This is a genomic window from Segeticoccus sp., assembly GCF_035708005.1.
On record NZ_DASSTI010000045.1, the window covers coordinates 15840 to 40277 of the forward strand.

Here is a 24438-nt window from a genome sequence, read left to right on the forward strand (position 1 = left end):
CCTCACGCTCCCAGCTGGGACTGGCCGCAGACCCGCAGGACCTGGCCGGTCACGCCGGCTGTGGCCGGCTCGGCGAACCAGCCGATCGTCTCGCCCACGTCGACCGGCCGCCCGCCCTGGGCGAGGCTGTTGATCCGGCGGCCGAGCTCACGGGTGATGAGCGGCATCCGCGCAGTCATCTCGGTCTCGATGAAGCCGGGGGCGACGGCGTTGACGGTGATGCGCCGGTCGGCCAGCCGGTGGGCGAGGGCGTGCACGGCGCCGATCACGCCGGCCTTGCTGGTGGCGTAGTTGGCCTGGCCCCGGTTGCCGCCGATGCCACTCGTGGAGGAGACGCCGATGATCCGGCCGCCGTCGGCCAGGCCGCCGGGGCGGTCCGGCTCGAGCAGGGCCTCGTTGATCCGCAGCTCGGCTGCCAGGTTGACCTGCAGCACGCTGCGCCAGCGCTCGGCGTCGGTGTTGACGAGCAGCTTGTCGCGGGTGATGCCGGCGTTGTGCACGACGACCTGCAGCTGTCCGGGCCGCCCGTCGACCGCGAAACGAGTGGCGACGTACTCGGCGATCCGCGCCCCGGCGTCGGCTGCGGTGATGTCCAGCTGGAGGGCGCTGCCGCCGATCTCGTTGACCACGTCCGCGAGCGCCTGCCCGGCGGAGGGGACGTCGACGCCGACCACCTGCGCGCCGTCGCGGGCGAGCACCCGCGCGATCGCGGCGCCGATGCCCCGGGCGGCGCCGGTGACCACCGCCACCTGCCCAGCGAGCGGGCGGTCCCAGTCGGTGCTCCCCGGCACGTCGGCAGGTCCGACCCGGATCGGCTGCCCGGAGACGTAGGCGGACCGGGCCGACAGGAAGAATCGCAGGGGCGACTCGAGCACCGCGGGCCGCTCGAGCGCGGCCTGCTCCACGAGCAGCAGGTTGGCCGTCGCACCGGCCCGCAGCTCCTTGCCGACCGTGCGCACCAGCCCCTCGAGGCTGCGCTGTGTCGCGGAGGCCTCGACGTCGTCCGCGACCTGCTCCGGCGGCACCCCGACCAGGAGGACCCGGCCGCTCGGCGCGAGGCGCTTCAACGCCGGCGAGAGCACGGCCCGCAGCTGCTCGAGGTCGTCCAGCCGTCGGGCGGCGGTGGCGTCGACGACGAGGCCGGCCAGCCGGCCCGATGAGTCGGTGCGGCCGTCGTCCGGGGACTGCTCGACGGCCACCCCCGCGGCGTTCAGCAGGTCGACGGTGAACCGGGCCGCGGGCGCGTCTCCCAGCCCGGCCACGAGGGCCGGGCCGTCGAGGAGTGCCTGCCCCACGGCATACCTCCGCAGCGGGACGGGCCGGGGCAGACCGAGCTGCTTGGCGAGCCGGCGGCCGAGTCCGGTGTTGACGAAGTCGGTGTAGGAGTCACTCACCGTCGGCCTCCAGGATCGCGGTGACGCCCTGCCCGCCGGCGGCGCAGATGGAGATCAGTCCGCGGGTCGGCCGCCCCTCGCGACGGGCGAGCTCGTGCAGGTCCTTCGCGAGCGAAGCGACGATGCGGCCGCCGGTCGCCGCGAACGGGTGGCCGACGGCGAGGGAGGAGCCGTTGACGTTCAAGCGCTCGCGGTCGAGGGCGCCGAGCGCGCCCGGCAGGCCGAGGCGCTCCCGGCAGTAGTCCTCGTCGGCCCAGGCGGCGAGGGTCGTGAGCACGGTCGAGGCGAACGCCTCGTGGATCTCGTAGCGGTCGAAGTCCTGCAGGGACAGGCCGTTCCGGGCGAGCAGCACGGGGACGGCGTAGACCGGCGCCATGAGCAGTCCCTCCCCGCCGTGGACGTAGTCGACCGCCGCGGTCTGCGCGTCGACGAAGCGGGCGAGGGCGGGCAGCCCGTGCGCCCGGGCCCACTCCCGGCTGGCGAGCAGCACGGTGGAGGCACCGTCGGACAGCGGCGTGGAGTTGCCGGCGGTCATGGTGCCGCCGCCCTCCACGTCCTTGCCGAACACGACGGGCAGCTTCGCCAGCTTCTCCGTCGAGGTGTCGGGGCGCAGGTTCTGGTCCCGGGTCAGGCCGAGGTAGGGCGTGGCGAGGTCATCGAAGAAGCCGCGCTCCCACGCCGCGGCCAGGTGGTGGTGGCTCGTCACCGCGACCTCGTCCTGCGCCTCCCGGCTGATGCCCCAGTGCGCGGCGGTGCGGGCGGCGTGCTCGCCCATCGACAACCCGGTCCGCGGCTCGGCGTTGCGCGGGGTCTCCGGCAGCAGGTCCCCGTGCCGCAGGCCGGTGAGGGCCTTGGCCCGGTCGACCGGCCGCCGCGCGTGGTTGACGTCGAGCAGGACCCGCCGCAGCCCCTCCCCGACGGCGATCGGCGCGTCGCTGGCGGTGTCGACCCCGCCGGCGATGCCGTGCTCGATCTGGCCCAACGCGATCTTGTTGGCGACCAGGATCGTCGCCTCCAGCCCGGTTCCGCAGGCCTGCTGCACGTCATACGCGGGGGTGCGGGCCGACAGCGACGAGCCGAGCACGCTCTCGCGGGTGAGGTTGTAGTCCCGGCTGTGCTTGAGCACGGCGCCGGCCACCACCTCGCCCATCACCTGCCCGGCCAGCCCGAAGCGGGCCACGAGCCCGTCGAGCGCCGCGATGAGCATGTCCTGGTTGCCGGCGTGGGCATAGCGCCCGCCCGCGCGGGCGAAGGGGATGCGGTTGCCGCCGACGACGACGGCCTGCCGAGCTGCCATGGGGTCTCCCGTGCCGAGGTGGGGAGCCGCGGCCGGCCGTCGAGGCGGTGCCGGTGCGGCAAGGTTCCTGATACGGACGGTAGCAGGTACTTCGAGTACGCGATACCGTTCCCCCATGCCCCAGATCGACGGCCGGGACGCCCGCTGGGCCGCGCACCGCCGGTCCCGCCGGCGGGAGCTCGTCGAGGCGGCGCTCCGGGCGGTCCGCGAGCACGGCGCCGGCGTCGGCATGGACGAGATCGCGGCGGCGGCCAGCACCAGCAAGACGGTCGTCTACCGCCACCTCGGTGACCGGGCCGGCCTGCACGCGGCCGTCGTCGCGGCCGTCGACGAGCAGATCCTCGGCGACCTGCACGCGGCCATGGACGCGCGGGCCGGCGCCGGGCGCACCGGTGACGCCCGGCTGCTGGCGCTCACCGAGGACCCGCAGGGGCTCGTGGCGGCACTCGTCGACTGCTACCTGCGGCTGGTCGAGCGCGACCCGGAGGTCTACCGCTTCGTCGTGACCCGGCCCGCCCGCTCGGAGCCGCGGGAGGCCCCGGAGCCGCCCACTGATGACCCGCTCACCGGGCTCACGCACCGGATCGCCGACGAGCTCGCCGCGATCTTCGCCGCCCGCCTCCGCGCCCAGGGGCGTGACCCGGCCCCGGCTGGCACCTGGGCGCACGGGATGGTCGGCTTGGTCCGTGCGGCCACCGACGCCTGGCTCGACGGTCCGGACCGGCTGTCGCGGGCGGAGGTGGTGGCCCACGTGAGCGCGCTGGCCGGGGCAGGACTGGCGGCCGCGCTGGCGGCACGGAAGGACGGGACCAGATGACCGAGGAGCTCACCCCACTGGGGGCGGCGCTGCGCGATGCGCTCGACGGTCGCCGGTGGGCCTGGCTGCGACGGCAGATCCGCAGCGAGCTGGATGTGCCCAGGCTCCTGCCCGATCCGGGACTGTCGATGGAGCAGCACCGCGCCTGGGTCAGCGACCACCTGCGCGACCTCGCGGCCACCCCGCACCCGAAGTACAGCTTCCCCGAGCGGTACGGCGGCAGCGGCGACCTCGGGGCGTCCGCGGTCAGCTTCGAGATGCTCGGCCACGCCGACCTGTCGCTGCTGATCAAGTGCGGGGTGCAATGGGGCCTGTTCGGCGGAGCGGTGTACAACCTCGGCACGCGGGCGCACCACGAGGAGTACCTCACCCGCATCGTCTCCGGGGAGCTGCCGGGGTGCTTCGCGATGACCGAGGTCGACCACGGCAGCGACGTGCAGCACCTCGAGACCACGGCCACGTATGACGAGTGCTCCGGTGAGTTCGTCCTGCACACCCCGGGTGCCGGGGCGCGGAAGACCTACATCGGCGGGGCGGCCTGCGACGCGCGGATGGCCGTGGTGTTCGCCCAGCTCGAGACCCGCGGGGAGCAGCACGGCGTGCACGCCCTGCTCGTGCCCGTCCGCGACGAGCAAGGCGCCGTGCTCGCGGGGGTCGAGGTCGCGGACAACGGCGTCAAGGCGGGGCTGAACGGCGTCGACAACGGCACGCTCGCCTTCGACCACGTGCGCGTGCCGCGGAAAGGCCTCCTCAGCCACTACGGGGACGTGGCCGCGGACGGCACCTACTCCAGCCCGATCGAGAACCCGGACCGGCGGTTCTTCACCATGCTCGGCGCGCTCGTGCGCGGCCGGATCAGCATCGGCGGCGCCGCCGGCAGCGCGACCCGGACCGCGCTGTCGATCGCGGTCCGCTACGGGCTGCAGCGACGCCAGTTCACCCGCCCCGCGGACCGCGCGGAGGTCGTGCTCCTCGACTACCTCACCCACCAGCGCACGCTGCTCCCCCGCGTGGCGACCTCCTACGCCCTGGCCTTCGCGCAGGACCGGCTGGTGGGCCGCCTGCACGACGTGCAGAGCACCGAGAAGCGGGACCAGCGGCTGCAGCGCGAGCTCGAGACGCGTGCCGCCGGGCTCAAGGCAGTGGCCACCTGGCACGCGACGCAGACCATCCAGGCCTGCCGGGAGGCGTGCGGCGGCGCCGGCTACATGGCCGGGAGCCGGCTGCCGACCCTGCGCGCGGACACCGACGTCTTCACGACCTTCGAGGGCGACAACACGGTGCTGCTGCAGCTGGTGGCCAAGGGGCTGCTCACGCACTATCGCGCGATGTGGGGTGACCTGGACACGCTGGGGATGGTGCAGTTCGCGGCACGGCAGTTCGGCGGCACCGCGATCGAGCGCACGGCCGCACGGGGGCTGGTCCAACGCCTGGTCGACGCCGTGCCCGGGCGCGACGACGACCTGCCGCTGCTCGACCGCGGCTGGCACCTCAGGCTCTTCGAGGACCGCGAGCGCCACCTGCTCGACACCCTCGCCCAGCGGATGCGGGCCGGCGCCGAGCCCGGAGCGGACGCGTGGCAGGTGTTCAACCAGGCGCAGGACCACGTGCTGCACGCGGCCCGCGCCCACGTGGACCGGGTGGTCCTCGAGGCGTTCGTCGACGGCATCGCGGAGTGCCCCGACCCGCGGGCGCAGGAGGTGCTCTCCCGGCTGTGCGACCTGCACGTCATGGCCAACCTCGAGGCGGACAAGGGCTGGCTGCTCCAGCACGACCGGCTCTCGCCCGGGCGCGCCAAGGCGGTCACCGCGCAGGTCAACCAGCTGTGCGAGCAGCTGCGCCCGGACGCCCTCGCGCTCGTGGAGGGTTTCGGGATCCCCCGCGCCTGGCTGTGCTCCTCGCTCGTGCCGGACCCCTGAGGCCGTCAGCCGTTGTTGGCGATGTGCTCGATCAGGCCGGTCGTCGACACCGAGGGGGTGCGCGGCAGGTAGACGACCTCGCAGATGTCCGACACGAAGTCGAACTTGCCCTTCCAGTCGTCGCCCATGACCAGCACGTCCGCGCCGTGTTCGAGGATGTAGTCCCGCTTCTGCTCCAGACTCTCCTCGACGAACACCGCGTCGACCACCCGCAGGGCACCGACGATCTCGAGCCGCTCGTCCTGGGTGAACACCGGGGCGCGGTTCTTCTTCGTGATGTTCAAGGCGTCGGCGGAGACCCCCACCACCAGCCGGTCGCCCAGCTCGGCGGCCCGCTGCAGCACCCGGACGTGTCCGACGTGCAGCACGTCGAACGTGCCGAAGGTGATGACGGTGCGGTTGCTCACGTGCTGCTCCTCGTGCTGGGGGCTCTGGGCGGCCGGGATCGCTCCCGGGGGTCGGGACGGGTCGCGGCGGCGGGCGTGGTTTGGGCCGCTGGGGCCGGGGATGCCAAGGTGAGACTACCGAGGTGGCCGCACTCGGCATACGGGACAATGGTGACGGAGCCTTTCACAGGCCCGGCTGCCGGTCCCTCCCCGGAGCGCTGGAGGGCCGCCGGACCTGAGGTAGTTTCCAGCGGCGCAAGCATGTCCCACGGCACAGGAGCAAGCATGACGGCACACCACCCCGAGGCGGCCCCGCACCACCTGGTCATCGTCTCGGGCGCAGGGCGCAGCGGCACCAGCACGGTGGCCGGGACGCTGAAGCTGCTCGGCTACCACGTGCCCCTGCCCGAGGTCTCCGCGAACCGCTCGAACCCGCGGGGGCACTTCGAGCCACGGTGGGCCGTCGACTTCCACAAGCGCCTGATCGCCAAGGCCGACGGCACCGCCCTGGACGCCCGCCCTTCGGCCCTGGAGCACATGCGCGCCGCGGCCGACACCCCCCGGGCCCACGACGAGCTGCGCACGTGGTTCGCCCAGCAGGTGCCCTTCGGCAACCTCGTCGTGAAGGACCCTCGCACCTTCTGGTTCCGCGACCTGTGGCTGGACGTCGCCGACGAGTTCGGCCTGCAGACGTCCTTCCTGACGATGGTGCGCCACCCCGCCGAGGTGGTCGGCAGCCGTGACGCGTACTACCTGAACCAGAAGACGCCCGCCCAGCGGGCCGCCGGGGAGATCGCCAACCTCGCAGGCTGGGTCAACAGCACGCTCGTCAACGAGTACACCTCGCGCGGGCACCGGCGGATCTTCCTCGGCTACTCCGAGCTGCTCGAGGACTGGCGCTCCGCGATGGGGCACGTGGCGAAGGTCCTCGACCTGCCCTACGACGGCATCGCCGACCCCACGCACATCGGACCAGAGCACCACCCGGTGGACGACTTCGTCGATGCCGACCTGCGCCGGGTGCGCCTCACCTGGGACGACCTCACCGTGCCCGACTGGCTCAAGGAGATCGCGGAAGGCACCTGGAAGCTCATCTCCGGAGAGACCGGCGACTTCTCCAGCGCCGACCTGCAGCGCGACCTGGATGCGCTGCGCAGCCGCTACGACCGGTTGTATGCCGACTCGATCGCCTTGGCACGCGACGAGATCCGCTCCGAGCAGCGCCGCGCCCGTCGGGAGACGCGCCGGACGGTCAACGCCGAGTGGCAGGAGAAGCTGCAGGAGGCGCGGGCCACGGTCGCGCCGGCACCGCTGCCGCCGCCGGCTCCCCCGAGGTTGGGCGAGCGGGCCTCCGCCGCGACCGGCAGCGCCCTCCGGGCCGCACGTCGGCTGCAGCGACGGGTGCGCGGCACGTCGCCGGAACCGCCGAAGAAGCGGTCCTGACGATGCCCGTTGCCTGCCGAACCGATGACGAGAGCGACGAGGAGTAGTTCCGTGCCCCTGTTGTCGATCATCGTGCCGGTCTACAACGTGCAGGCCTACCTCAGGGACTGCCTGGACTCGGTCCTGCGGCAGGACTTCACCGACTTCGAGATCATCGCCGTCGACGACTGCTCCCCGGACCACTCGCCCGCGATGCTCGACGAGCTGGCCGAGCGGGAGCCCCGGCTGCGGGTGCTCCACCTCGACAGCAACGTCGGCCTGGGGCCGGCGCGCAACGCGGGCTTCGAGGTGGCGTCCGGGGAGTACGTCCAGTTCCTCGACAGCGACGACCTGCTCGCGCCGGGCGCGCTCGGGGCGATTGCGCAGAAGCTGCAGCAGTCCGACTGGCCGGAGATGCTGATGCTGGACCATGCCCGCACCTACTGGTGGGGCAAGGTGCAGCAGAACATCCGGTCCTACATCCTCGAGGACCTCTCGGGCCAGGTGTTCACCGCCGAGGGCCACCCGGAGCTGTTCGAGCTGTTGCACGTGGCCTGGAACAAGGTCTGCCGGCGCGACTTCCTCGAGCGGGAGAAGCTGTCGTTCCCCTCCGGGTACTACGAGGACACGCCGTGGACCTACAAGGCGGTGCTCACCGCCCGCTCCATCGCCGCGCTGCCGTACGTGTGCGTCTACTACCGGCAGCGCCGCTACGGCAGCATCCTCGGCACCCGGTCGCGCCGCCACTTCGAGGCCTTCGACCAGTGGCAGCGTGTCTTCGACTTCCTCGACAGCCGGCCCGACCTCGACGACTGGCGGCCCATCCTGTCCGAGCGGATGGCCGGGCACTACCTGACGGTGCTGCGCAAGGAGCACCGCATCGCCGACGAGGATCGACCGGAGTTCTTCCGCCGGGCCTCCGAGCACCTCGTGAAGTATGGGCACCCGGACCTGTCCGACGCGCCGAGTCGGTCGGACGCCGTGCTGCACCGGCTGCTCTACCAGGGCGACCCGCGGCTCTTCCACCTGCTCAAGCAGCTCAACCGGGCCGAACGCCGGGCCTTCACCGAGGCGCGCCGCCTGGCCAAGCGGGCGCACCGGGCCCGCAGCCGGGCCAAGTCCGCGGTCAAGATCGCGGAGTACCACCGGCTGCTGCACAGCCCGATCTGGGAGAACGTGGCCGTCTACGCCTCGCTGTGGAACCGCTCCGTGGGCGGCAACCCCAAGGCGGTCTACGACGCGATGCTGCAGGTGGCGCCGCAGGTCCACGGTGTGTGGATCGTCCGCGAGAGCGAGCGCGAGCACGTGCCGCCCGGCGTGGACTACGTCGTCCCCGGGATGCGCCGCTACTGGCACCTGATGGCGCGGGCGAAGTACTTCGTCAATGACGTGAACTTCCCCACCGAGCTCGTGAAGCGCCCGGGGCAGATCCACGTGCAGACCCAGCACGGGACCCCGCTGAAGCACATGGGCACCGACCTCATGGAGCACCCGGCCGCCGCGAAGGGCATGGATTTCGAGAAGCTGCTCAGCCGCAGCGACCGCTGGGACTACAACGTGTCCTCCAACCGGTTCTCCACGCTGGTCTGGGAGCGGGCCTTCCCCAGCGACTTCACCACGCTGGAGTCCGGCTACCCCCGCAACGACCAGCTGGTCAACGCCACGGCGCCAGACGTCATCGCCGCCCGGAGCGCGCTGGGCCTTCCCGCCGGGAAGACGGCCGTCCTGTTCGCCCCCACCCACCGGGACTGGGACCGACACTTCGTGCTGCGCGCGGACCTGGCGCACCTGGCGCGGGACCTCGGCGACGACTTCGTCGTCCTCATGCGCACGCACTACTTCTACTCGGACCTGCCCGAGCTCCGTGAGCTCGAGGAGCGGGGCCTCCTGGTCGACGTCTCGCAGCACCCGGACGTCGAGGAGCTCATGCTGGCCTCGGACGTGCTCGTGACCGACTACTCGAGCATCATGTTCGACTACGCCAACCTCGCCCGGCCGATCATCGTCTACGCCCCCGACTGGGAGACCTACCGCGAGGTGCGCGGGGTCTACTTCGACCTGCTGGAGGAGCCGCCGGGACCGGTGGCGACGACGCAGCAGCAGCTCTCCGCGGCGTTGCGCGAACGGGCTTGGCAGACAGCGGAGTCCAAGGCCCGGCTGGAGGAGTTCCGGCGCCGGTTCTGCGAGTTCGATGACGGCCACGCTGCCGAGCGGGTCGCGCGCCGCGTCTTCCTGGACGAGCCGCTCCTACCCCTGGTGCCCTACGACCAGCGGCCGATCCCACCCGCGCCGAGCGAGGTCGACCTGTCGCAGGTGCGGCCGGCGCCGCGCCGCCCCGGTCTTCAGAGCCGGCAGGCCTCCCGCGCGGTCGGCGAGGAGGAGTCGGAGGCCCGGGCCGAGGCGCAGATGGAGGCCGAGCAGCACACCGACCACTGATCCCCTGCGACCGGGAAGTGGGGGCTACTCGGCGCCGGCCTCCCGCAACACGGCGGCGAGCTGCTCGACCATGTGGTCGAGGTCGCTCTCCTCGATGGTGATCGGCGGGGCCAGCCGGATCGTGGAACCGTGGGTGTCCTTGGCGAGCACGCCCTTCCGGGCGAGCCGCTCGCAGGCCTCGTGGCCGTCCATCAGCGCCGGGTCGATGTCGACGCCGGCCCACAGCCCGCGCGTGCGGATCGCCGTCACGCCGTGGCCGACCAGCCGGTCGAGCCCCGCGCGCATCCGCTCACCCAGCTCGGCGGCCCGCTGCTGGAACTCGCCGGTCGCCAGCAGCGCCACGACCGCACGACCCACCGCGGCCGCGAGCGGGTTGCCACCGAAGGTCGAGCCGTGGTTGCCGGGGTGGATCACGCCGAGCACGTCGCGGCGGGACACCACCGCGGAGACCGGCACGATGCCGCCGCCGAGGGCCTTGCCGAGGACGTACAGGTCGGGGGTGACTCCCTCGAGGTCGCACGCGAACGTCGAGCCGGTGCGCCCCAGGCCGGACTGGATCTCATCGGCGATGAACAGGAGGTTCTCGCGGGTGCAGAGCTCGCGCACGCCAGGCAGGAATCCCTCCGGCGGCACGATGACGCCAGCCTCCCCCTGCACCGGCTCGATGAGCACGGCGGCGGTCCGCGGGGTCACGGCCTGCTCGAGGGCCGCCAGGTCGCCGTAGGGCACCGTGACGAATCCCGGTGTGTAGGGGCCGAACCCGTCGTGGGCGCCCGGGTCGCCTGAGAAGCTGATGATCGTCGTGGTCCGGCCGTGGAAGTTGCCGGCCGCCACGATGATCTCGGCCTGCTGGTCGGGGATGCCCTTGACGTCGTAGCCCCACTTGCGGGCCACCTTGATGGCGGTCTCGACCGCCTCGGCACCGGTGTTCATCGGCAGGACCATCTCCATGCCGGCGAGCTCTGCGAGCTCCCGGGCGAACGGCCCGAGCTGGTCGTTGTGGAAGGCACGGCTGGTCAGCGTGGAACGGTCGAGCTGGTCCTTGGCCGCCTGGACCAGCGCCGGGTGGCGGTGCCCGAAGTTCAGCGCGGAGTAGCCGGACAGGCAGTCCAGGTAGCGCCGTCCCTCGACGTCGGTGACCCAGGACCCCTCCGCCTCGGCGATGACCACGTCGAGCGGGTGGTAGTTGTGCGCCTCGTAGGTGTCCGCCAACCGCAGGTGCTCGGCGGTCTGCTCGCCGACGACGAGGCCCTCGGCCCGCTCGGTGGTGGTCTGTCCGGAGGTCTGCACGCTGGTCATGCGATCAGGGTAAGGGCCCGGGTCCGCCGCTCCGGCCCCGGGGAACCGCCAAGCCGGCTCCACCCACGCGACCGGACACGACGGCGCCGTGTCCGGTCGAGAACGGGGGTGTCAGGAGCCGGTGTAGTAACGGTCCGCCACCTCGAGCGCCTCGTCCAGGATGCCGATGCCGTGGCGCACCTCGTCGGCTGTGATCGTGCAGGGCGGCACGACGTGGGTGCCGTTGAAGTGGACGAACGGCCACAGCCCGCGCTCCTTGCAGGCCGCGGTGAACTCCACCATCGGCTGGTTCTCGGCCCCGGCGGCGTTGAACGGCACGAGCGGCTCCCGGGTGGCGCGGTCGCGGACCAGCTCCACCGCCCAGAAGACCCCGAGACCGCGCACGTCGCCGACGCTCGGGTGCTTGCCGGCCAGCTCCGCGAGGGCCGGGCCGATCACGTCGGTGCCCAGGGACCGGGCGTGCTCGACGATGCCCTCCTCGTGGAAGGCCCGGATGGAGGCGACGGCCGAGGCGCAGGCGAGGGGGTGCCCGGAGTAGGTCAGCCCGCCCGGGTAGGCCCGCTCCTGGAAGGTCGCGGCGATGTCGTCGGAGATGATGACGCCGCCGAGCGGGACGTAGCCGGAGTTCACGCCCTTGGCGAAGCAGATGAGGTCCGGCGTGACCCCCCAGTGGTCGATCGCGAACCACTCGCCGGCGCGCCCGAACCCGGCCATCACCTCGTCGGCGATGAGCAGGATGCCGTGCTCGTCGCACAGCTCCCGCACGCCCTGCAGGTAGCCGTCCGGCGGCACGAGCACGCCGTTGGTGCCGACGATCGTCTCCAGCAGGATGGCGGCGACGGTGTGCGGGCCCTCGACCATGAGCGTCTCGCGCAGGTGCTGCAGCGCTCGCTGGCACTCCTCCTCGTCGTTGCCGGAGTGGAACGACGAGCGGTAGGTGTAGGGACCCCAGTAGTGGACGACACCGGGCATACCGGGCTCCGAGGCCCACCGGCGCGGGTCTCCGGTGACGGTGATCGACCCGGCCGTCGCGCCGTGGTAGCTGCGGTAGGCGGCCAGCACCTTGTGCCGGCCCGTGTGCAGCCGCGCCATCCGGATCGCGTTCTCGTTCGCCTCCGCACCGCCATTGGTGAAGAAGACGGTGTCGAGCCCCTGCGGCGCCACCTCGGCGATGAGCCGGGCGGCCTCGCCGCGCGCGTCGTTGGCGAAGGTCGGCGCGATGGTCGCCAGCTTGGCCGCCTGCTCCTGGATCGCCGCGACCACCTTGGGGTGCTGGTAGCCGATGTTGACGTTGACCAGCTGCGAGGAGAAGTCGAGGTAGCGGTTGCCGTCGTAGTCCCAGAACCACGAGCCCTGACCCCCCGCGATGGGGAGCGGGTCGATCTTCGCCTGGGCCGACCACGAGTGGAACACGTGCGAACGGTCCAGCTCGTGCACCCGCTTGCCCTCGGCCGGATCTGCGTGCGTCGCTGCCTTGGCCGCCGTCGCTGCGGTCCGGTCGGTCGTGTCAGTCATTCGGTATGCCGTCCTCTCACCAGTTCTGGTATGTCACCGGGGGATTCAGCGGGTGCGGGGGAAGCCCAGGTCGATGCTCGAGGTGGCCGGGTCGGGCCAGCGCGAGGTGACGACCTTGCCACGGGTGTAGAAGTTGACGCCCTCGGGGCCGTACATGTGGGTGTCGCCGAACAGGGAGGCCTTCCAGCCGCCGAAGGAGTAGTAGGCCACCGGGACGGGGATCGGCACGTTGATGCCGACCATGCCCACGTGGACGTCGAACTGGAACTGACGGGCCGCGCCGCCGTCCCGGGTGAAGATGGCCGTGCCGTTCGCGAACGGGTTGGAATTGATCAGCTCCAACCCCTCCTCGTAGGTCTCCACCCGCACGACGGACAGCACCGGGCCGAAGATCTCGTCGGTGTAGACGGTCATCTCGGGCTTGACGTGGTCGAGCAGCGTGGTGCCGAGGAAGAAGCCGTCCGAGGGCACCTCGGCCTCGCGACCGTCGACGACGACCGCCGCGCCCGCGTCGGCGCCCTGGGCGATGTAGCCCGCGACCTTGTCGCGGTGCTGCTGGGTGATGAGCGGGCCCATGTCCGTGTCCGGGTCCGCGCCGGAACCGACCTTGAGCTTGGGCAACCGCGCCGCCACGGCGTCGACGAGCTTGTCGCCCACGTCGCCGACCGCGACCGTCACCGACAGCGCCATGCACCGCTCGCCGGCTGCGCCGTAGGCCGCCCCGACGATCGAGTCCGCGGCCATGTCGATGTCGGCGTCGGGCAGGACGAGGGCGTGGTTCTTCGCGCCGCCGAGCGCCTGGACCCGCTTGCCGTTCGCGGTGCCCCGCTCGTAAATGCTCCGCGCGATGGGGGTCGAGCCGACGAAGCTGATCGCCGCGATGTCCTCGTGGTCGAGCAGCGCGTCCACCGCCTCCTTGTCACCCTGCACGACGGTGAAGACGCCGTCCGGCAGACCGGCCTCCTTCCACAGCCGGGCCAGGACCAGCGAGGCGGAGGGGTCCTTCTCGCTGGGCTTGAGCACGAAGGCGTTGCCGCAGGCGATGGCGTTGGCGCACATCCACAGCGGCACCATCGCCGGGAAGTTGAACGGGGTGATGCCGGCGACGACGCCGAGCGGCTGGCGGATGCTGTAGACGTCGATGCCGGTCGAGGCCTGCTCGGAGAAGTCGCCCTTGAGCAGTTGCGGCACGCCGGTGGCGAACTCGACGTTCTCGAGGCCCCGAGCCACCTCGCCCGCGGCGTCGGAGAGCACCTTGCCGTGCTCGGAGGTGATGACCTTCGCGATCTCGTCGGTGTGCTGGTGCAGCAGCTCGCGGAACGCGAACAGCACGGCAGCGCGCTTGGACAGGGACGACTGCCGCCACTCGGCCGCCGCCTGCTTGGCGGACGTCACCGCGGCGTCGACCTCGGCGGCGGAGGCGAAGTCGACCTCGCCGCTCTGCTCGCCGGTGGCGGGGTTGTAGACGGGACCAGTGCGGCCGGAGGTGCCCGCCGTGTCGCGTCCGTCGATCCAGTGGGAGATGCGCGTCGTCATGGCGCCAGAGTACGAAGTGGCATTGCGCCACACAATCCCCTCGTTGTTCTGTGACAAAGTAGGTTCATGGCGCAGACCGCAGGTGCCCATTCGACCTCCCGGGCAGGGCGGCACGGTGTCCCGACCCACGACTCCCTGGCCGCACTGTCCGCGATCGAGGAACGCCTCGAGGACCCGTCGGCACGCGGACTGGCCAATGCCGTGAGCAACGCGGTCCGGGACGGCGTGATCGTCGCCGGCACGCGGCTCCCCCCGATCCGCGAGGTGGCCACCCAGCTCGCCCTCTCCCCCACCACGGTGAGCGCGAGCTGGTCGCTGCTCTCCCGGTCGGGCACCATCCACACCGAGGGTCGGCGGGGCACGACGGTCACCGACCCGGGCACCCCGGCCGCGGGCCGCTACCGCCAGGCGCTGGAGCACCAGAGCGACTTCGCCCTCGACCTGTCCACCGGCGTCCCGGACGCCGCCCTGCTGCCCAGCCTGGGCCAGGCCCTGCGTGCGCTCCGCACCGCCGGGACGCCGGGCAGCTACCTGGAGGAGCCGGTCCTCCCGCGGTTGCTCGACGTGCTGCGCGACGACTGGCCCTACGCCGCCACCGAGCTCACCGTCGTCGACGGCGCCATGGACGGGATCGAGCAGATCGCGCGCACCACACTGCGTTTCGGCGACCGGGTCGCGGTGGAGCATCCCTGCTTTCCCCCGCTCGTGGACCTGCTGGAGTCGATGGGGGTGCGGACCGTCGGCGTCCCGGTGGACGAGGACGGTATGTCGGCCGCGGACCTCGCGGAGGCCCTCACCTCACCGATCGTGGCGGTGGTGCTGCAGCCCCGGGCGCAGAACCCGACGGGAGTCTCGCTGAGCGAACGACGCGCCCGCGAACTGGTCAAGGCTCTTCGGCCGACGAACACCCTTGTCATCGAAGACGACTCGGCCGGCGCCATCGCCACCAGCCCCGCGCTGAGCCTGGGCCGGTGGCTGCCCGGGCAGACGGTGCACATCCGCAGCTTCTCCAAGTCGCACGGGCCGGACCTGCGCTTGGCCGCCCTCAGCGGGCCGGCGCCGCTGATGCACGAGGTGCGGGCCCGGCGTCAGGTCGGCCAGGGCTGGAGCAGCCGTCTGCTGCAACGGATCCTGCTCAGCCTGCTCACCGAGCAGGAGAGCATCGCGCAGGTCGAGCACGCCCGCGTCGAGTACGCACGCCGACGGTCAGCCCTCGTGGACGCGTTGGAGGCGCACGGCATACCCGTGGGCGGGTCGGACGGCATCAACATCTGGGTGCCCGTGCACGACGAGACGGCCACGGTCGTGCGGCTGGCGAGCCAGGGCATCGGGGTGACGCCGGGTGCCCCCTTCGCCGTCCTGGACGATGAGGAGGGCCACATCCGCGTCACCTGCGGGCTGCTCGCCGAGGGTCAGGCCGACCTCGCGCAACACCTCGCCGCCGCCGCGCGCACGCGCACCTGGCGCCCCCGCGCGCGCTGACCTCGGACCGACGACGCCGTCGGTGGCGTTTCGCGCCCGTCATCACCCCCGACACGCCACCGACCGGGTCGTCAGTCGCAGAGGAGCACTCGGATTCTCGCTCCGTCGTCGTCAGGCCATGCCCTCGGGCCTGACTCCTCGTCGCTCCGAGCCTCCTCCGTCGGATTCTCGCTCCGTCGTCGTCAGGCCAGCATCGCCATGAGCTCGTAGTCCGGGTCACCCGACATCGCGGCCGCCATCTTGAGGAACGGCCGGGCCTCGTCGCGCCGGCTCAGCCGCTGCAGGGTTCGCCCGAGCATGAGGTGCGCGTACGCCTCCGTGGGGGCCCGGTCGATGACGCCACGCAGGGCAGACTCGGCGCGCTGCAGCTGCGCGGAGTGGTAGTAGGAACGGGCCAGCAACAGCCGCGGCGCGACCGTGTCCGGCGCGGCCTCGACCACGCCCTCGAGGATCTGGGCCGCCGTGATGAAGTCGCCGCTGTCGAAGAACAGCTGCCCCCGCTCGTAGGCCTCCAAGGTCATCTCGTCCATGGCGCACCTGCCTTCCTCGCTCGGGCCTGTCAACACCAGCATCGCCCCTGCCATTCCGCGGCGCAGCGGGACGGCTGTGCGAGGATCGCCGCCGTGAGGACGATCGACTCGTTGGGCCCCTTCGCCGACCACCTGGGCATCACGCTGGACTCCGCCGACGGTGACCAGGTGCGCGCCCACTGGACGGCGCGGGAGGAGTTCCACCAGCCCTACGGTCTCGTACACGGCGGAGTGCACTGCAGCGTCGTGGAGACGCTCGCGAGCATCGGCGCCGCCCTCTGGCTCGGCGACCGCGGCCGGGGCGTGGTCGGTGTCAACAACAACACCGACTTCTACCGCGCCGTCCGCGAGGGCGAGATGACCTCGGCCGCCCAGCCACTGCACCGGGGACGCAGCCAGCAGGTGTGGCTCGTGGAGACCTTCGACGCGCGGGAACGGCTGGTCGCGCGGGGGCAGGTGCGGCTCCAGAACCTGAACTGATCCGGCTCGAGCGGACATCGGGCCTCCGCCACGCCGTAGGGTGGTGGCGATGCGCTTGATCGGGGTGGTCTCCTCGGCCAGCGGCTTGGTGCCGCGGGCGCACCTGTACTGGGGTTTCCGCGGCCGCGAGGAGTTCCTCGCCCGGGCGGCGGAGTTCCTCCACGACGGCATCGTGGAGGGTCAGTACGTCGAGTTCGTGGGCCAGGGCAGCGTCGAGGAGCTCACCGCGCAAGTGCGCGAGCTGCCCGGCGGGGAGGCCGGCCTCCGGACGCGGCAGGTGGGGGTATGCCCGGTCGAGCAGTTCTTCGTGATGACGGAACCGGGCGTCGTCGACGCCGTTGCGTCGGTGCAGAGCCGGATCACGGCGGGCAAGCAGGCCATGGCCGCCGGGTTCAGCGCGTCCCGCGCCGTGGTGGACGCGACGTCGGTGGTGCGCACGCCCCGGGCCCGCGAGGCGTTCGCGCAGTTCGAGCACCTGATCGACGTGGAGATGAGCCGACTGCCGATCTCGGCGATGTGCGCCTACGACACCCGTCTCGTGGACCACGCCACGCTGGCGCACCTGGCCGCGCTCCATCCCGTGTGCTGCCCCGGCGCCGGGCCGCTGCGGCTGTATGCCGACCCGGGCACGGACCTCGCCGTCGCGGGGGAGGCGGACGGTGCCTCCGCCGTCCTCGTCACCGCCGCCCTCCAGACGGTCCTTCCCCTCCTGCCCGCGCCGTCCCTCCGCATCGACGCGTCCGAGTTGCAGTTCGCCGACCACCGGGGCCTCATGCTGCTGGACGACGCCCTGGCCGGGCAGGGCCGCACCGCGGTGCTCCAGGGCACGGCACGGACGCTGAGCACGCTGGCCCAGCTCCTGCCGCTGCGTGCTCTGCGCGTGGAGGGGGTGGCCGCCAGATGACCGGCCAGCCCCACCACACCAGCGCCGTCCACGCAGCCGCCATCTACCGCACCGAGGCGGAGCTGGTCGAGGCCGCAGTGCCGTTCCTCACCGAGGGCGCTGCCCGGGACGACGCGCTCATCCTCGCCGCGGGTGCGCGGACCGCGGCAACGCTGCTGCCCCACCTCCCACCGACGGCAACGGTCACGCAGCTCGAGGGGGCGTACGAGCGTCCGGCGACGACCATCCGCCACCTGCTCGAGCTGCTCCGTGCCCGGCCGCCCGCGGCGGGACGCGTGCGTGTGGTCGGCCAGGTGCCGGACCACGCGACGCAGACCGGCTGGTGGCCGTGGGCCCGCTACGAGGCGGCGGCCAACGCGCTCTTCGGCGAGTTCGCGTTCTCGGGACTGTGCCTGTACGACGCCCGCAGCACGCCGCCAGCGGTGGTCGACGACGTCGAGTGCACCCACCACACCCTCGTCCTGGGCCCTGAGTGGCGGCCCAGCCCGCGGTATGTCGACCCGGTCACCTTCCTGCGCCGTCCTGCCGCCCCCGGCCCGGACTCCCTGCCCTCATCACCACCCGCGGTCGAGCTGCACGACCCGACTCCGGCGCAGGCCAGACGGGCCCTGCAGCAGCTCGCCGTGGGGCGCATGCTGGACGCGGCCACCACCGACACCGTGGTGTTCGGCGTCAGCGAGGCGGTGGCCAATGCCCACCTGCACGGCACGCCACCGGTCGAGGTCCGCGTCTGGGTCGGCGCGGATCGCCTCGTGGCCACCGTCCACGACACCGGGCCGGGCCCCCAAGACCCCTATGCCGGACTCGTCAAGGCCCGCGGGGCCGACGAGGTCGGCGGCTATGGTCTGTGGGCCACGCACCAGCTGTGCGACGAGGTCGTGCACCTGCGCGACGACCGTGGTTTCACCCTCCGCCTGACCGTCCGGCGCCGCTGACGGCAAAAGGTCTGAGGCCGGACCATTGACCGCTAGGTGTGAGGCACGCCATACTCCTGCCTCATCGCGTTGTCGACACCCCTCGACGTTGTCGACCCCCGCCGGCGGCCTTGGGAGGCCCGATGAGCAAGGACCAACTCAGCCACTCCACCGAACTCGATGACGACGCCCGCCTGCTGGCCGAGATGGGCTACAAGCAGGAACTGCACCGCGGCATGTCGGCGTTCTCCAACTTCGCCGTCTCCTTCTCCATCATCTCGATCCTCGCCGGTTGCATCACCTCCTACGGCATTGCGCTGAACTCCGGCGGCCCCTCCACGATCGTGCTCGGCTGGCTGATCGTCGGCGTCTTCGTCGCCTGCGTCGCGCTGGCGATGGCCGAGGTCTGCTCGCGCTACCCCACCGCCGGCGGGCTCTACTTCTGGGCCGGGCGGTTGGCCCGCCGGAACAAGAAGGTCTGGGCCTGGTATGTCGGCTGGTTCAACTTCATGGGGGAGATCGGCGTGACAGCGGCGATCGACTTCGGCTGCGCCACGACCTGGTCGGCGTTCATGAACCTCGTGTGGGGTGTGAACGTCACCCCGGGCCGGGTGTTCGGCCTGTTCGTCGCGATCATCGTCACCCACGCCCTGCTCAACACCTTCGGTGTCAACCTGGTCAGCCTGCTGTCCAAGGTGTCGGCCTGGTGGCACGTCGTCGGCGTGCTGGTCATCGTGGCCTTCCTGTGGATCCTGCCGGAGAAGCACCAGAGCGTGAGCTGGACGCTCACCGGTTGGCACAACACCACCGGCTGGGGCTTCACGCCCTACGTGTTCTTCATGGGCCTGCTCATGGCGCAGTACACCTACACCGGCTACGACGCCTCGGCCCACGTGGCGGAGGAGACCCGGGGCGCCTCGCTCAGCGCCCCGCGCGGCATCGTCATGAGCGTGGTCGTCTCGATCATCGGCGGCTTCATCCTGCTCTACTCGATCACCGCGGCGATCCCGGACGGCAGCCCGGCCGGGCTGACCAAGCTGGCCGAGACCAACACCGGCCTGCCCCCGGCGCAGGTCTTCCTCGACGCCCTCAACAACCCGGGCGTCGCGAAGTTCCTCCTGTTCATCGTGTGCGTCGCCCAGTACTTCTGCGGGATGGCGTCGGTCACGGCGAACTCGCGCATGACCTTCGCGTTCTCACGCGACAAGGCGCTGCCCGGGTCCCGCTGGTGGGCGAAGGTGAACCCGCGCACGGGCACCCCGACGAACTCGATCTGGTTCTGCGTCGTCCTCTCGATCCTGCTGGCCAGCCCGGCGCTGTTCAACGCCACGGCCTACCTCGCGGTCACGTCGATCGCGGTGATCGGGCTCTACATCGCCTACGTCGCCCCGGTCTTCCTGCGCCGCCGCGCGGAGAACTTCCAGCCCGGGCCGTGGCACCTGGGCCGCTGGAGCCCGTTGATCGGCTGGGTCGCGGTGGTGTGGGTGTGCGTCATCTGCGTCATGTTCATCCTGCCGCCGGTGCGGCCGATCACCGTGGACACGTTCAACTACGCCCCGGTCGCCGTGGTGGCCGTGTTCCTCTTTGCGACCATCTCCTGGTTCGTCGGGGGACGGACGCACTTCATGAAGGGAGCCTCCCCCGAGGACCACAACGCGGCCGACCCCGAGCAGGTCCTCGAGGAGGAGGTCCACGGCCACGGAACCAGCGGCGACGAACCCGACAAGGTCCTGGACTAGTGGCCAGACCGACCGCCCCGGCCGCCGTCCGCGACCCGGGGCCGGCGCAGCTCGACGCGGAGGTGCTGCGCGACGTGGCGCTGCAGCCGGTCCGCGCCCACCACGCCTTCGAGTCGTGCGTGGAGCAGTTGGCGACGGCCGTCCGGCTCGGGGTCTACCCCAAGGGCAGCATGCTGCCGCCCGAACGGGAGCTGGCCGGCCGGATGGAGGTCTCCCGGGCCACGCTGCGCGAGGCGATCGCCGCGCTGCGGCAGGCCGGACTGCTGGAGACGGTGCGCGGCCGGGGCGGCGGGACGGTGGTGCTGGCCCAGCCGGAGATCGTCCGCGACCGGCCCGCGGACCTGGGGGATCGACGTGAGGACCTGTTGGACTCCTTGGTGTTCCGCCGCATCGTCGAGCCGGGTGCCTGTGCGCTCGCCGCCTCCCGTGGGCTGGAGCCGCACCAGCACGAGATCCTGCGCGCGGCCCTCGGTGACGTGGCGCGGGCCGAGGGCCGGCGCGCGCACCGGCAGGCGGACTCGCGCCTGCATCTGGCGATCGCGACGCTGACCGGTTCCTCCCACGTCGTCGGCGCGGTCACGCGGGTCCAGGCGGACCTGCACACCCTGCTGACGGCGATTCCGGTGCTGGCGGTCAACATCGACCACTCCAGCGCCCAGCACGAGGCGATCGTGCAAGCCATCATCGCCGGCGACGCCGACGGGGCCCGGCTCAGCATGGAGGAGCACTGCGACGACACCGCGGCCCTGCTGCGCGGCCTGCTCGGCTGACCAATGAAGGAGAACTGATGAGCTCGGTCCGGAGGAATGACCGGATGCTGACCCTGGAGCAGCTGCGGGGCCGCATCGAGGCGGGTGAGGTCGACACGGTCATCGTGGCGTTCACCGACATGCAGGGGCGCCTGCAGGGCAAGCGGCTGCACGCCCGTTACTTCCTCGACGAGGTGGTGGGACACGGCACCGAGGGCTGCAACTACCTGCTGGCCGCCGACGTGGAGATGAACACCGTCTCCGGCTATGAGATGACCTCGTGGGAGAAGGGCTACGGGGACATGGCGTTTCGGCCCGACTTCGACACGATCCGGCTACTGCCCCACCTGCCGGGCACGTCGATGGTCCAGTGCGACCTGGCGTGGATGGACGACACGTGGGTGGAGCAGTCCCCACGCCGGATCCTGGCGACCCAGCTCGAGCGTGCCGCGGCCGACGGCCTCGTGGCGGTGGCGGGGACCGAGCTGGAGTTCATCGTGTTCAACGACAGCTTCGAGCAGGCCTGGGACCTGCGCTACCACGGGCTCACTCCCGCCAACCAGTACAACGTCGACTACTCGGTGCTGGGCACCTCACGGGTCGAGCCGCTGCTGCGCGACATCCGCAACAGCATGTATGCCGCGGGGCTGGACGTGGAGTCCGCCAAGGGTGAGTGCAACCCGGGGCAGATGGAGATCGGCTTCCTCTACGACGAGGCGATGCGCACGGCCGACAACCACGCGGTCTACAAGACGGCGGCCAAGGAGATCGCCGCACTGCACGGGCAGTCGCTGACGTTCATGGCGAAGTACAACGAGCGCGAGGGGAACTCGTGCCACATCCACCTGTCGTTGCGGGGCTCGGGCGGGTCACTGGTGTTCTGGGACGAGGAGCGCGGCGCGCGGACGCCGATGTACGACCAGTTCATCGCCGGCGTGCTCGCGACCATGGCGGACTTCACGCTCCTCTACGCCCCGAACGTGAACTCCTACAAGCGGTATGCCGACGGATCGTTCGCCCCGACCACGATCGGCTGGGGCACCGACAACCGCACCTGCGCCGTCCGGCTCGTGGGGCACGGCGCCTCGGCACGGCTGGAGAACCGGCTGCCCGGTGGTGACGTCAACCCCTACCTCGCGCTGGCCGCGATGCTCGCCGGTGGCTTCCACGGGATCGACCACGAGCTCGAGCTTCCCGCCGAGGTCGTCGGCAACGCCTACACCTCCGGCCTGCCGCACGTGCCGACGACGCTGCAGCAGGCGCGGGACGCGTTCCACCACTCCGATCTGGCGCGCAAGGCGTTCGGGGACACTGTCGTGGACCACTACACCAACATGGCGGACGTCGAGCTCGCCGCGTTCAACGCCGCCGTGACCGACTGGGAGCTGCATCGCGGCTTCGAGAGGATGTGACCCGCCACGTGAGCCAGACCCACCGCGTGATCAACCCGGCGACCGAGGAGACGGTCGCCGAGGTGCCGTTGGCCGACCTGGCCGAGGCGGACGCCGCGATCGAGGCCGCCCACGAGGCCTTCGCGTCCTGGCGCGCCGTCGCGCCGGGCGAGCGAGCCGCCCTGCTGCGCCGGTTCGCGTCCGTGGTGGACGCGCACGTCGAGGAGCTGGCCGAGCTGGAGGTGCGCAACGCCGGGCACACGTGGAACAACGCGCGGTGGGAGGCCGGCAACGTCCGCGACGTGCTGAACTACTACTCCGCCACACCGGAACGCTTGTTCGGCAGGCAGATTCCCGTCCCCGGTGGGGTCGACCTCACCTTCCGCGACCCGCTCGGCGTAGTGGGAATCATCGTGCCGTGGAACTTCCCGATGCCCATCCTGGGTTGGGGCATGGCGCCGGCCCTCGCGGCCGGCAACACGGTGGTGCTCAAGCCCGCCGAGCTCACCCCGCTGACCGCGATTCGCATCGGTGAGCTGGCACGCGAGGCAGGCCTGCCCGAGGGCGTGCTGACCGTCATACCGGGTCGTGGAGACGTGGTCGGTGAGCGGTTCGTCACCCACCCGCTCGTGCGCAAGGTGTGCTTCACCGGCTCCACCCGGGTGGGCAAGAAGGTGATGGCGGGCTGCGCCGAGCAGGTGAAACGGTGCACCCTCGAGCTCGGCGGCAAGAGCGCCAACATCGTCTTCGCCGACGCCGACCTGGCCAAGGCCGCCGCGACCGCGCCGTACGCGGTCTTCGACAACGCCGGGCAGGACTGCTGCGCGCGCTCACGGATCCTGGTGCAGGACAGCGCCTATGAGGAGTTCCTCGGCCTGCTGGAGAAGTCGGTCGCCGCCGTGCGGGTCACCGACCCGACGACCGACCAGAACAGTGAGATGGGGCCGTTGATCTCGGCCGGCCAACGCGAGCGCGTGCAGGGATACCTCGAGGGGGTGGAGGTCGCCTTCACCGGATCGGCTCCCGCGGGCGCCGGCTACTGGGTGCCGCCGACCGTCGTGCTGCCCCGCTCCACCAGCGACCGGATCTGGCAGGAGGAGGTGTTCGGCCCGGTGGTCTCGGTGCTGCCCTTCCGCGACGAGGCCGAGGCGGTCACCCTGGCCAACGACTCCGACTACGGCCTGTCCGGCTCCATCTTCACTCGCGACCTCGGGCGGGCGCTGCGCGTGGCTCGCGGGGTGGAGTCGGGCAACCTGAGCGTGAACTCGCACTCGGCCGTGCGCTACTGGACCCCGTTCGGCGGCTACAAGCAGTCCGGCCTGGGCCGCGAGCTCGGCCCGGACGCCCCCGATGCGTTCACCGAGGAGAAGAACGTCTTCATCGCCACCGAGCAGGACTGAGGGACCAGTGCCCACGACCGAGCAGGACTGGCAGACAACGACAGTGAAGGAGGGACAGCAGTGACCGGACGCGTGCAGGACCGGACCGCGGTCATCACCGGAGGCGCCTCGGGCATCGGTCTGGCGACCGTGCGTCGCCTGGCACAGGAGGGCGCCCACATCGTCCTCGCCGACGTCGACGAGCAGGCCGGCAAGCAGGTCGCCGACAGTGTCGGCGGCATCTTCGTGCGCACCGACGTGACCGACAAGGAACAGGTGGACGAGCTGTTCCGGATCGCCAAGGACACCTACGGCTCGGTGGACATCGCCTTCAACAACGCCGGGATCTCCCCGCCGGAGGACGACTCCATCCTGGACACCGACCTGGACGCGTGGCGGCGGGTCCAGGAGGTCAACCTCACCAGCGTCTACCTGTGCTGCAAGGCGGCGCTGCCGTCCATGCTCGAGCAGGGTCGCGGCTCGATCATCAACACCGCCTCGTTCGTCGCAGTGATGGGCGCCGCCACCTCCCAGATCTCCTACTCCGCCTCCAAGGGCGGCGTGCTGAGCATGAGCCGCGAGCTGGGCGTGCAGTTCGCCCGCCAGGGGGTGCGCGTCAACGCACTGTGCCCCGGACCGGTCAACACCCCGCTGCTGCAGGAGCTGTTCGCCAAGGACCCCGAGAAGGCCCAGCGCCGCCTGGTGCACGTGCCCATGGGTCGATTCGGCGAACCGGAGGAGATGGCCAACGCCGTGCTGTTCCTGGCCTCCGACGAGTCCAGCTTCATCACCGCCTCCACCTTCCTCGTCGACGGCGGCATCTCCGGCGCCTACGTCACCCCGCTGTGA

20 protein-coding genes are annotated in these 24438 nt (G+C 71.6%); 13 read left to right on the plus strand and 7 right to left on the minus strand.

Going from position 1 to position 24438, the window contains the following annotated elements:
* Positions 1 to 2 precede the first annotated feature (2 nt).
* Positions 3 to 1394 carry a 3-oxoacyl-ACP reductase gene (locus VFL99_RS05450; RefSeq protein ID WP_325105320.1) on the minus strand — a complete coding sequence of 464 codons (1392 nt, stop codon included), beginning with the start codon at positions 1392 to 1394 and terminating at the stop codon, positions 3 to 5.
* On the minus strand, positions 1387 to 2691 hold the full coding sequence (locus VFL99_RS05455) for an acetyl-CoA C-acetyltransferase (RefSeq protein WP_325105321.1): 1305 nt from the start codon (positions 2689 to 2691) through the stop codon (positions 1387 to 1389). Before VFL99_RS05455 ends, VFL99_RS05450 begins: the two co-directional genes overlap by 8 nt.
* A gap of 115 nt (positions 2692 to 2806) precedes the next feature.
* Here VFL99_RS05455 and VFL99_RS05460 point away from each other — a divergent pair, with 115 nt between their 5' ends.
* Together VFL99_RS05460 and VFL99_RS05465 are read left to right on the plus strand one after the other, a co-directional pair.
* Positions 2807 to 3508: a TetR/AcrR family transcriptional regulator gene (locus tag VFL99_RS05460; RefSeq protein ID WP_325105322.1), complete on the plus strand. Its 702-nt coding sequence runs from the start codon at positions 2807 to 2809 to the stop codon at positions 3506 to 3508.
* On the plus strand, positions 3505 to 5427 hold the full coding sequence (locus tag VFL99_RS05465) for an acyl-CoA dehydrogenase family protein (protein ID WP_325105323.1): 1923 nt from the start codon (positions 3505 to 3507) through the stop codon (positions 5425 to 5427). The genes VFL99_RS05460 and VFL99_RS05465 overlap by 4 nt, the downstream gene beginning before the upstream one ends.
* Before the next feature lie 5 nt (positions 5428 to 5432).
* Here VFL99_RS05465 and VFL99_RS05470 read toward each other — a convergent pair whose 3' ends face one another.
* A complete protein-coding gene (locus tag VFL99_RS05470; RefSeq protein WP_325105324.1) occupies positions 5433 to 5834 on the minus strand; it encodes an adenylyltransferase/cytidyltransferase family protein in 402 nt (133 codons plus the stop codon).
* Positions 5835 to 6098: 264 nt separating this feature from the next.
* Here VFL99_RS05470 and VFL99_RS05475 point away from each other — a divergent pair, with 264 nt between their 5' ends.
* Positions 6099 to 7256: a sulfotransferase family protein gene (locus VFL99_RS05475; protein ID WP_325105325.1), complete on the plus strand. Its 1158-nt coding sequence runs from the start codon at positions 6099 to 6101 to the stop codon at positions 7254 to 7256.
* A 51-nt stretch (positions 7257 to 7307) separates the two neighbouring features.
* Positions 7308 to 9671, plus strand: coding sequence for a bifunctional glycosyltransferase/CDP-glycerol:glycerophosphate glycerophosphotransferase (locus VFL99_RS05480; protein WP_325105326.1), 2364 nt, complete (start codon positions 7308 to 7310; stop codon positions 9669 to 9671).
* A gap of 24 nt (positions 9672 to 9695) precedes the next feature.
* Here the strand turns inward: VFL99_RS05480 and rocD are convergent, their stop codons facing one another.
* From rocD to VFL99_RS05495, 3 genes are all read right to left on the minus strand, one after another.
* The gene (rocD, locus tag VFL99_RS05485; RefSeq protein WP_325105327.1) at positions 9696 to 10970 is read right to left on the minus strand and encodes an ornithine--oxo-acid transaminase; all 1275 of its coding nucleotides are present in this window, start codon (positions 10968 to 10970) and stop codon (positions 9696 to 9698) included.
* 111 nt (positions 10971 to 11081) lie between these two features.
* Positions 11082 to 12485, minus strand: a complete 1404-nt coding sequence (locus tag VFL99_RS05490; RefSeq protein WP_325105328.1) for an aspartate aminotransferase family protein — start codon at positions 12483 to 12485, stop codon at positions 11082 to 11084.
* A gap of 45 nt (positions 12486 to 12530) precedes the next feature.
* On the minus strand, positions 12531 to 14021 hold the full coding sequence (locus tag VFL99_RS05495; protein ID WP_325105329.1) for a CoA-acylating methylmalonate-semialdehyde dehydrogenase: 1491 nt from the start codon (positions 14019 to 14021) through the stop codon (positions 12531 to 12533).
* 66 nt (positions 14022 to 14087) lie between these two features.
* Here VFL99_RS05495 and VFL99_RS05500 point away from each other — a divergent pair, with 66 nt between their 5' ends.
* Positions 14088 to 15503 (plus strand): aminotransferase class I/II-fold pyridoxal phosphate-dependent enzyme, encoded by a 1416-nt coding sequence (locus VFL99_RS05500; RefSeq protein WP_325105330.1) that lies wholly within the window; start codon positions 14088 to 14090, stop codon positions 15501 to 15503.
* Between the two features lie 182 nt (positions 15504 to 15685).
* Here the strand turns inward: VFL99_RS05500 and VFL99_RS05505 are convergent, their stop codons facing one another.
* Positions 15686 to 16033, minus strand: a complete 348-nt coding sequence (locus VFL99_RS05505) for a tetratricopeptide repeat protein (RefSeq protein ID WP_325105331.1) — start codon at positions 16031 to 16033, stop codon at positions 15686 to 15688.
* A gap of 93 nt (positions 16034 to 16126) precedes the next feature.
* Between VFL99_RS05505 and VFL99_RS05510 the strand changes: the two genes are divergently transcribed.
* The 8 genes from VFL99_RS05510 to VFL99_RS05545 all read left to right on the plus strand — a co-directional run bounded on the left by VFL99_RS05510 (position 16127) and on the right by VFL99_RS05545 (position 24438).
* Complete coding sequence (locus VFL99_RS05510) at positions 16127 to 16513, plus strand: PaaI family thioesterase (protein WP_325105332.1); 387 nt, start codon at positions 16127 to 16129, stop codon at positions 16511 to 16513.
* A 49-nt stretch (positions 16514 to 16562) separates the two neighbouring features.
* Complete coding sequence (locus tag VFL99_RS05515) at positions 16563 to 17417, plus strand: MEDS domain-containing protein (RefSeq protein WP_325105333.1); 855 nt, start codon at positions 16563 to 16565, stop codon at positions 17415 to 17417.
* Entirely contained in the window at positions 17414 to 18352 is a 939-nt protein-coding gene (locus VFL99_RS05520) for a sensor histidine kinase (RefSeq protein WP_325105334.1), read from the plus strand. The genes VFL99_RS05515 and VFL99_RS05520 overlap by 4 nt, the downstream gene beginning before the upstream one ends.
* Positions 18353 to 18474: 122 nt before the next feature.
* The gene (locus VFL99_RS05525; RefSeq protein WP_325105335.1) at positions 18475 to 20070 is read left to right on the plus strand and encodes an amino acid permease; all 1596 of its coding nucleotides are present in this window, start codon (positions 18475 to 18477) and stop codon (positions 20068 to 20070) included.
* On the plus strand, positions 20070 to 20840 hold the full coding sequence (locus tag VFL99_RS05530) for a FadR/GntR family transcriptional regulator (RefSeq protein ID WP_325105336.1): 771 nt from the start codon (positions 20070 to 20072) through the stop codon (positions 20838 to 20840). The genes VFL99_RS05525 and VFL99_RS05530 overlap by 1 nt, the downstream gene beginning before the upstream one ends.
* 17 nt (positions 20841 to 20857) lie before the next feature.
* Complete coding sequence (locus VFL99_RS05535; protein ID WP_325105337.1) at positions 20858 to 22231, plus strand: glutamine synthetase family protein; 1374 nt, start codon at positions 20858 to 20860, stop codon at positions 22229 to 22231.
* Positions 22232 to 22239: 8 nt separating this feature from the next.
* Positions 22240 to 23610: an aldehyde dehydrogenase family protein gene (locus VFL99_RS05540; RefSeq protein ID WP_325105338.1), complete on the plus strand. Its 1371-nt coding sequence runs from the start codon at positions 22240 to 22242 to the stop codon at positions 23608 to 23610.
* A 60-nt stretch (positions 23611 to 23670) separates the two neighbouring features.
* Complete coding sequence (locus tag VFL99_RS05545; RefSeq protein ID WP_325105339.1) at positions 23671 to 24438, plus strand: 3-oxoacyl-ACP reductase; 768 nt, start codon at positions 23671 to 23673, stop codon at positions 24436 to 24438.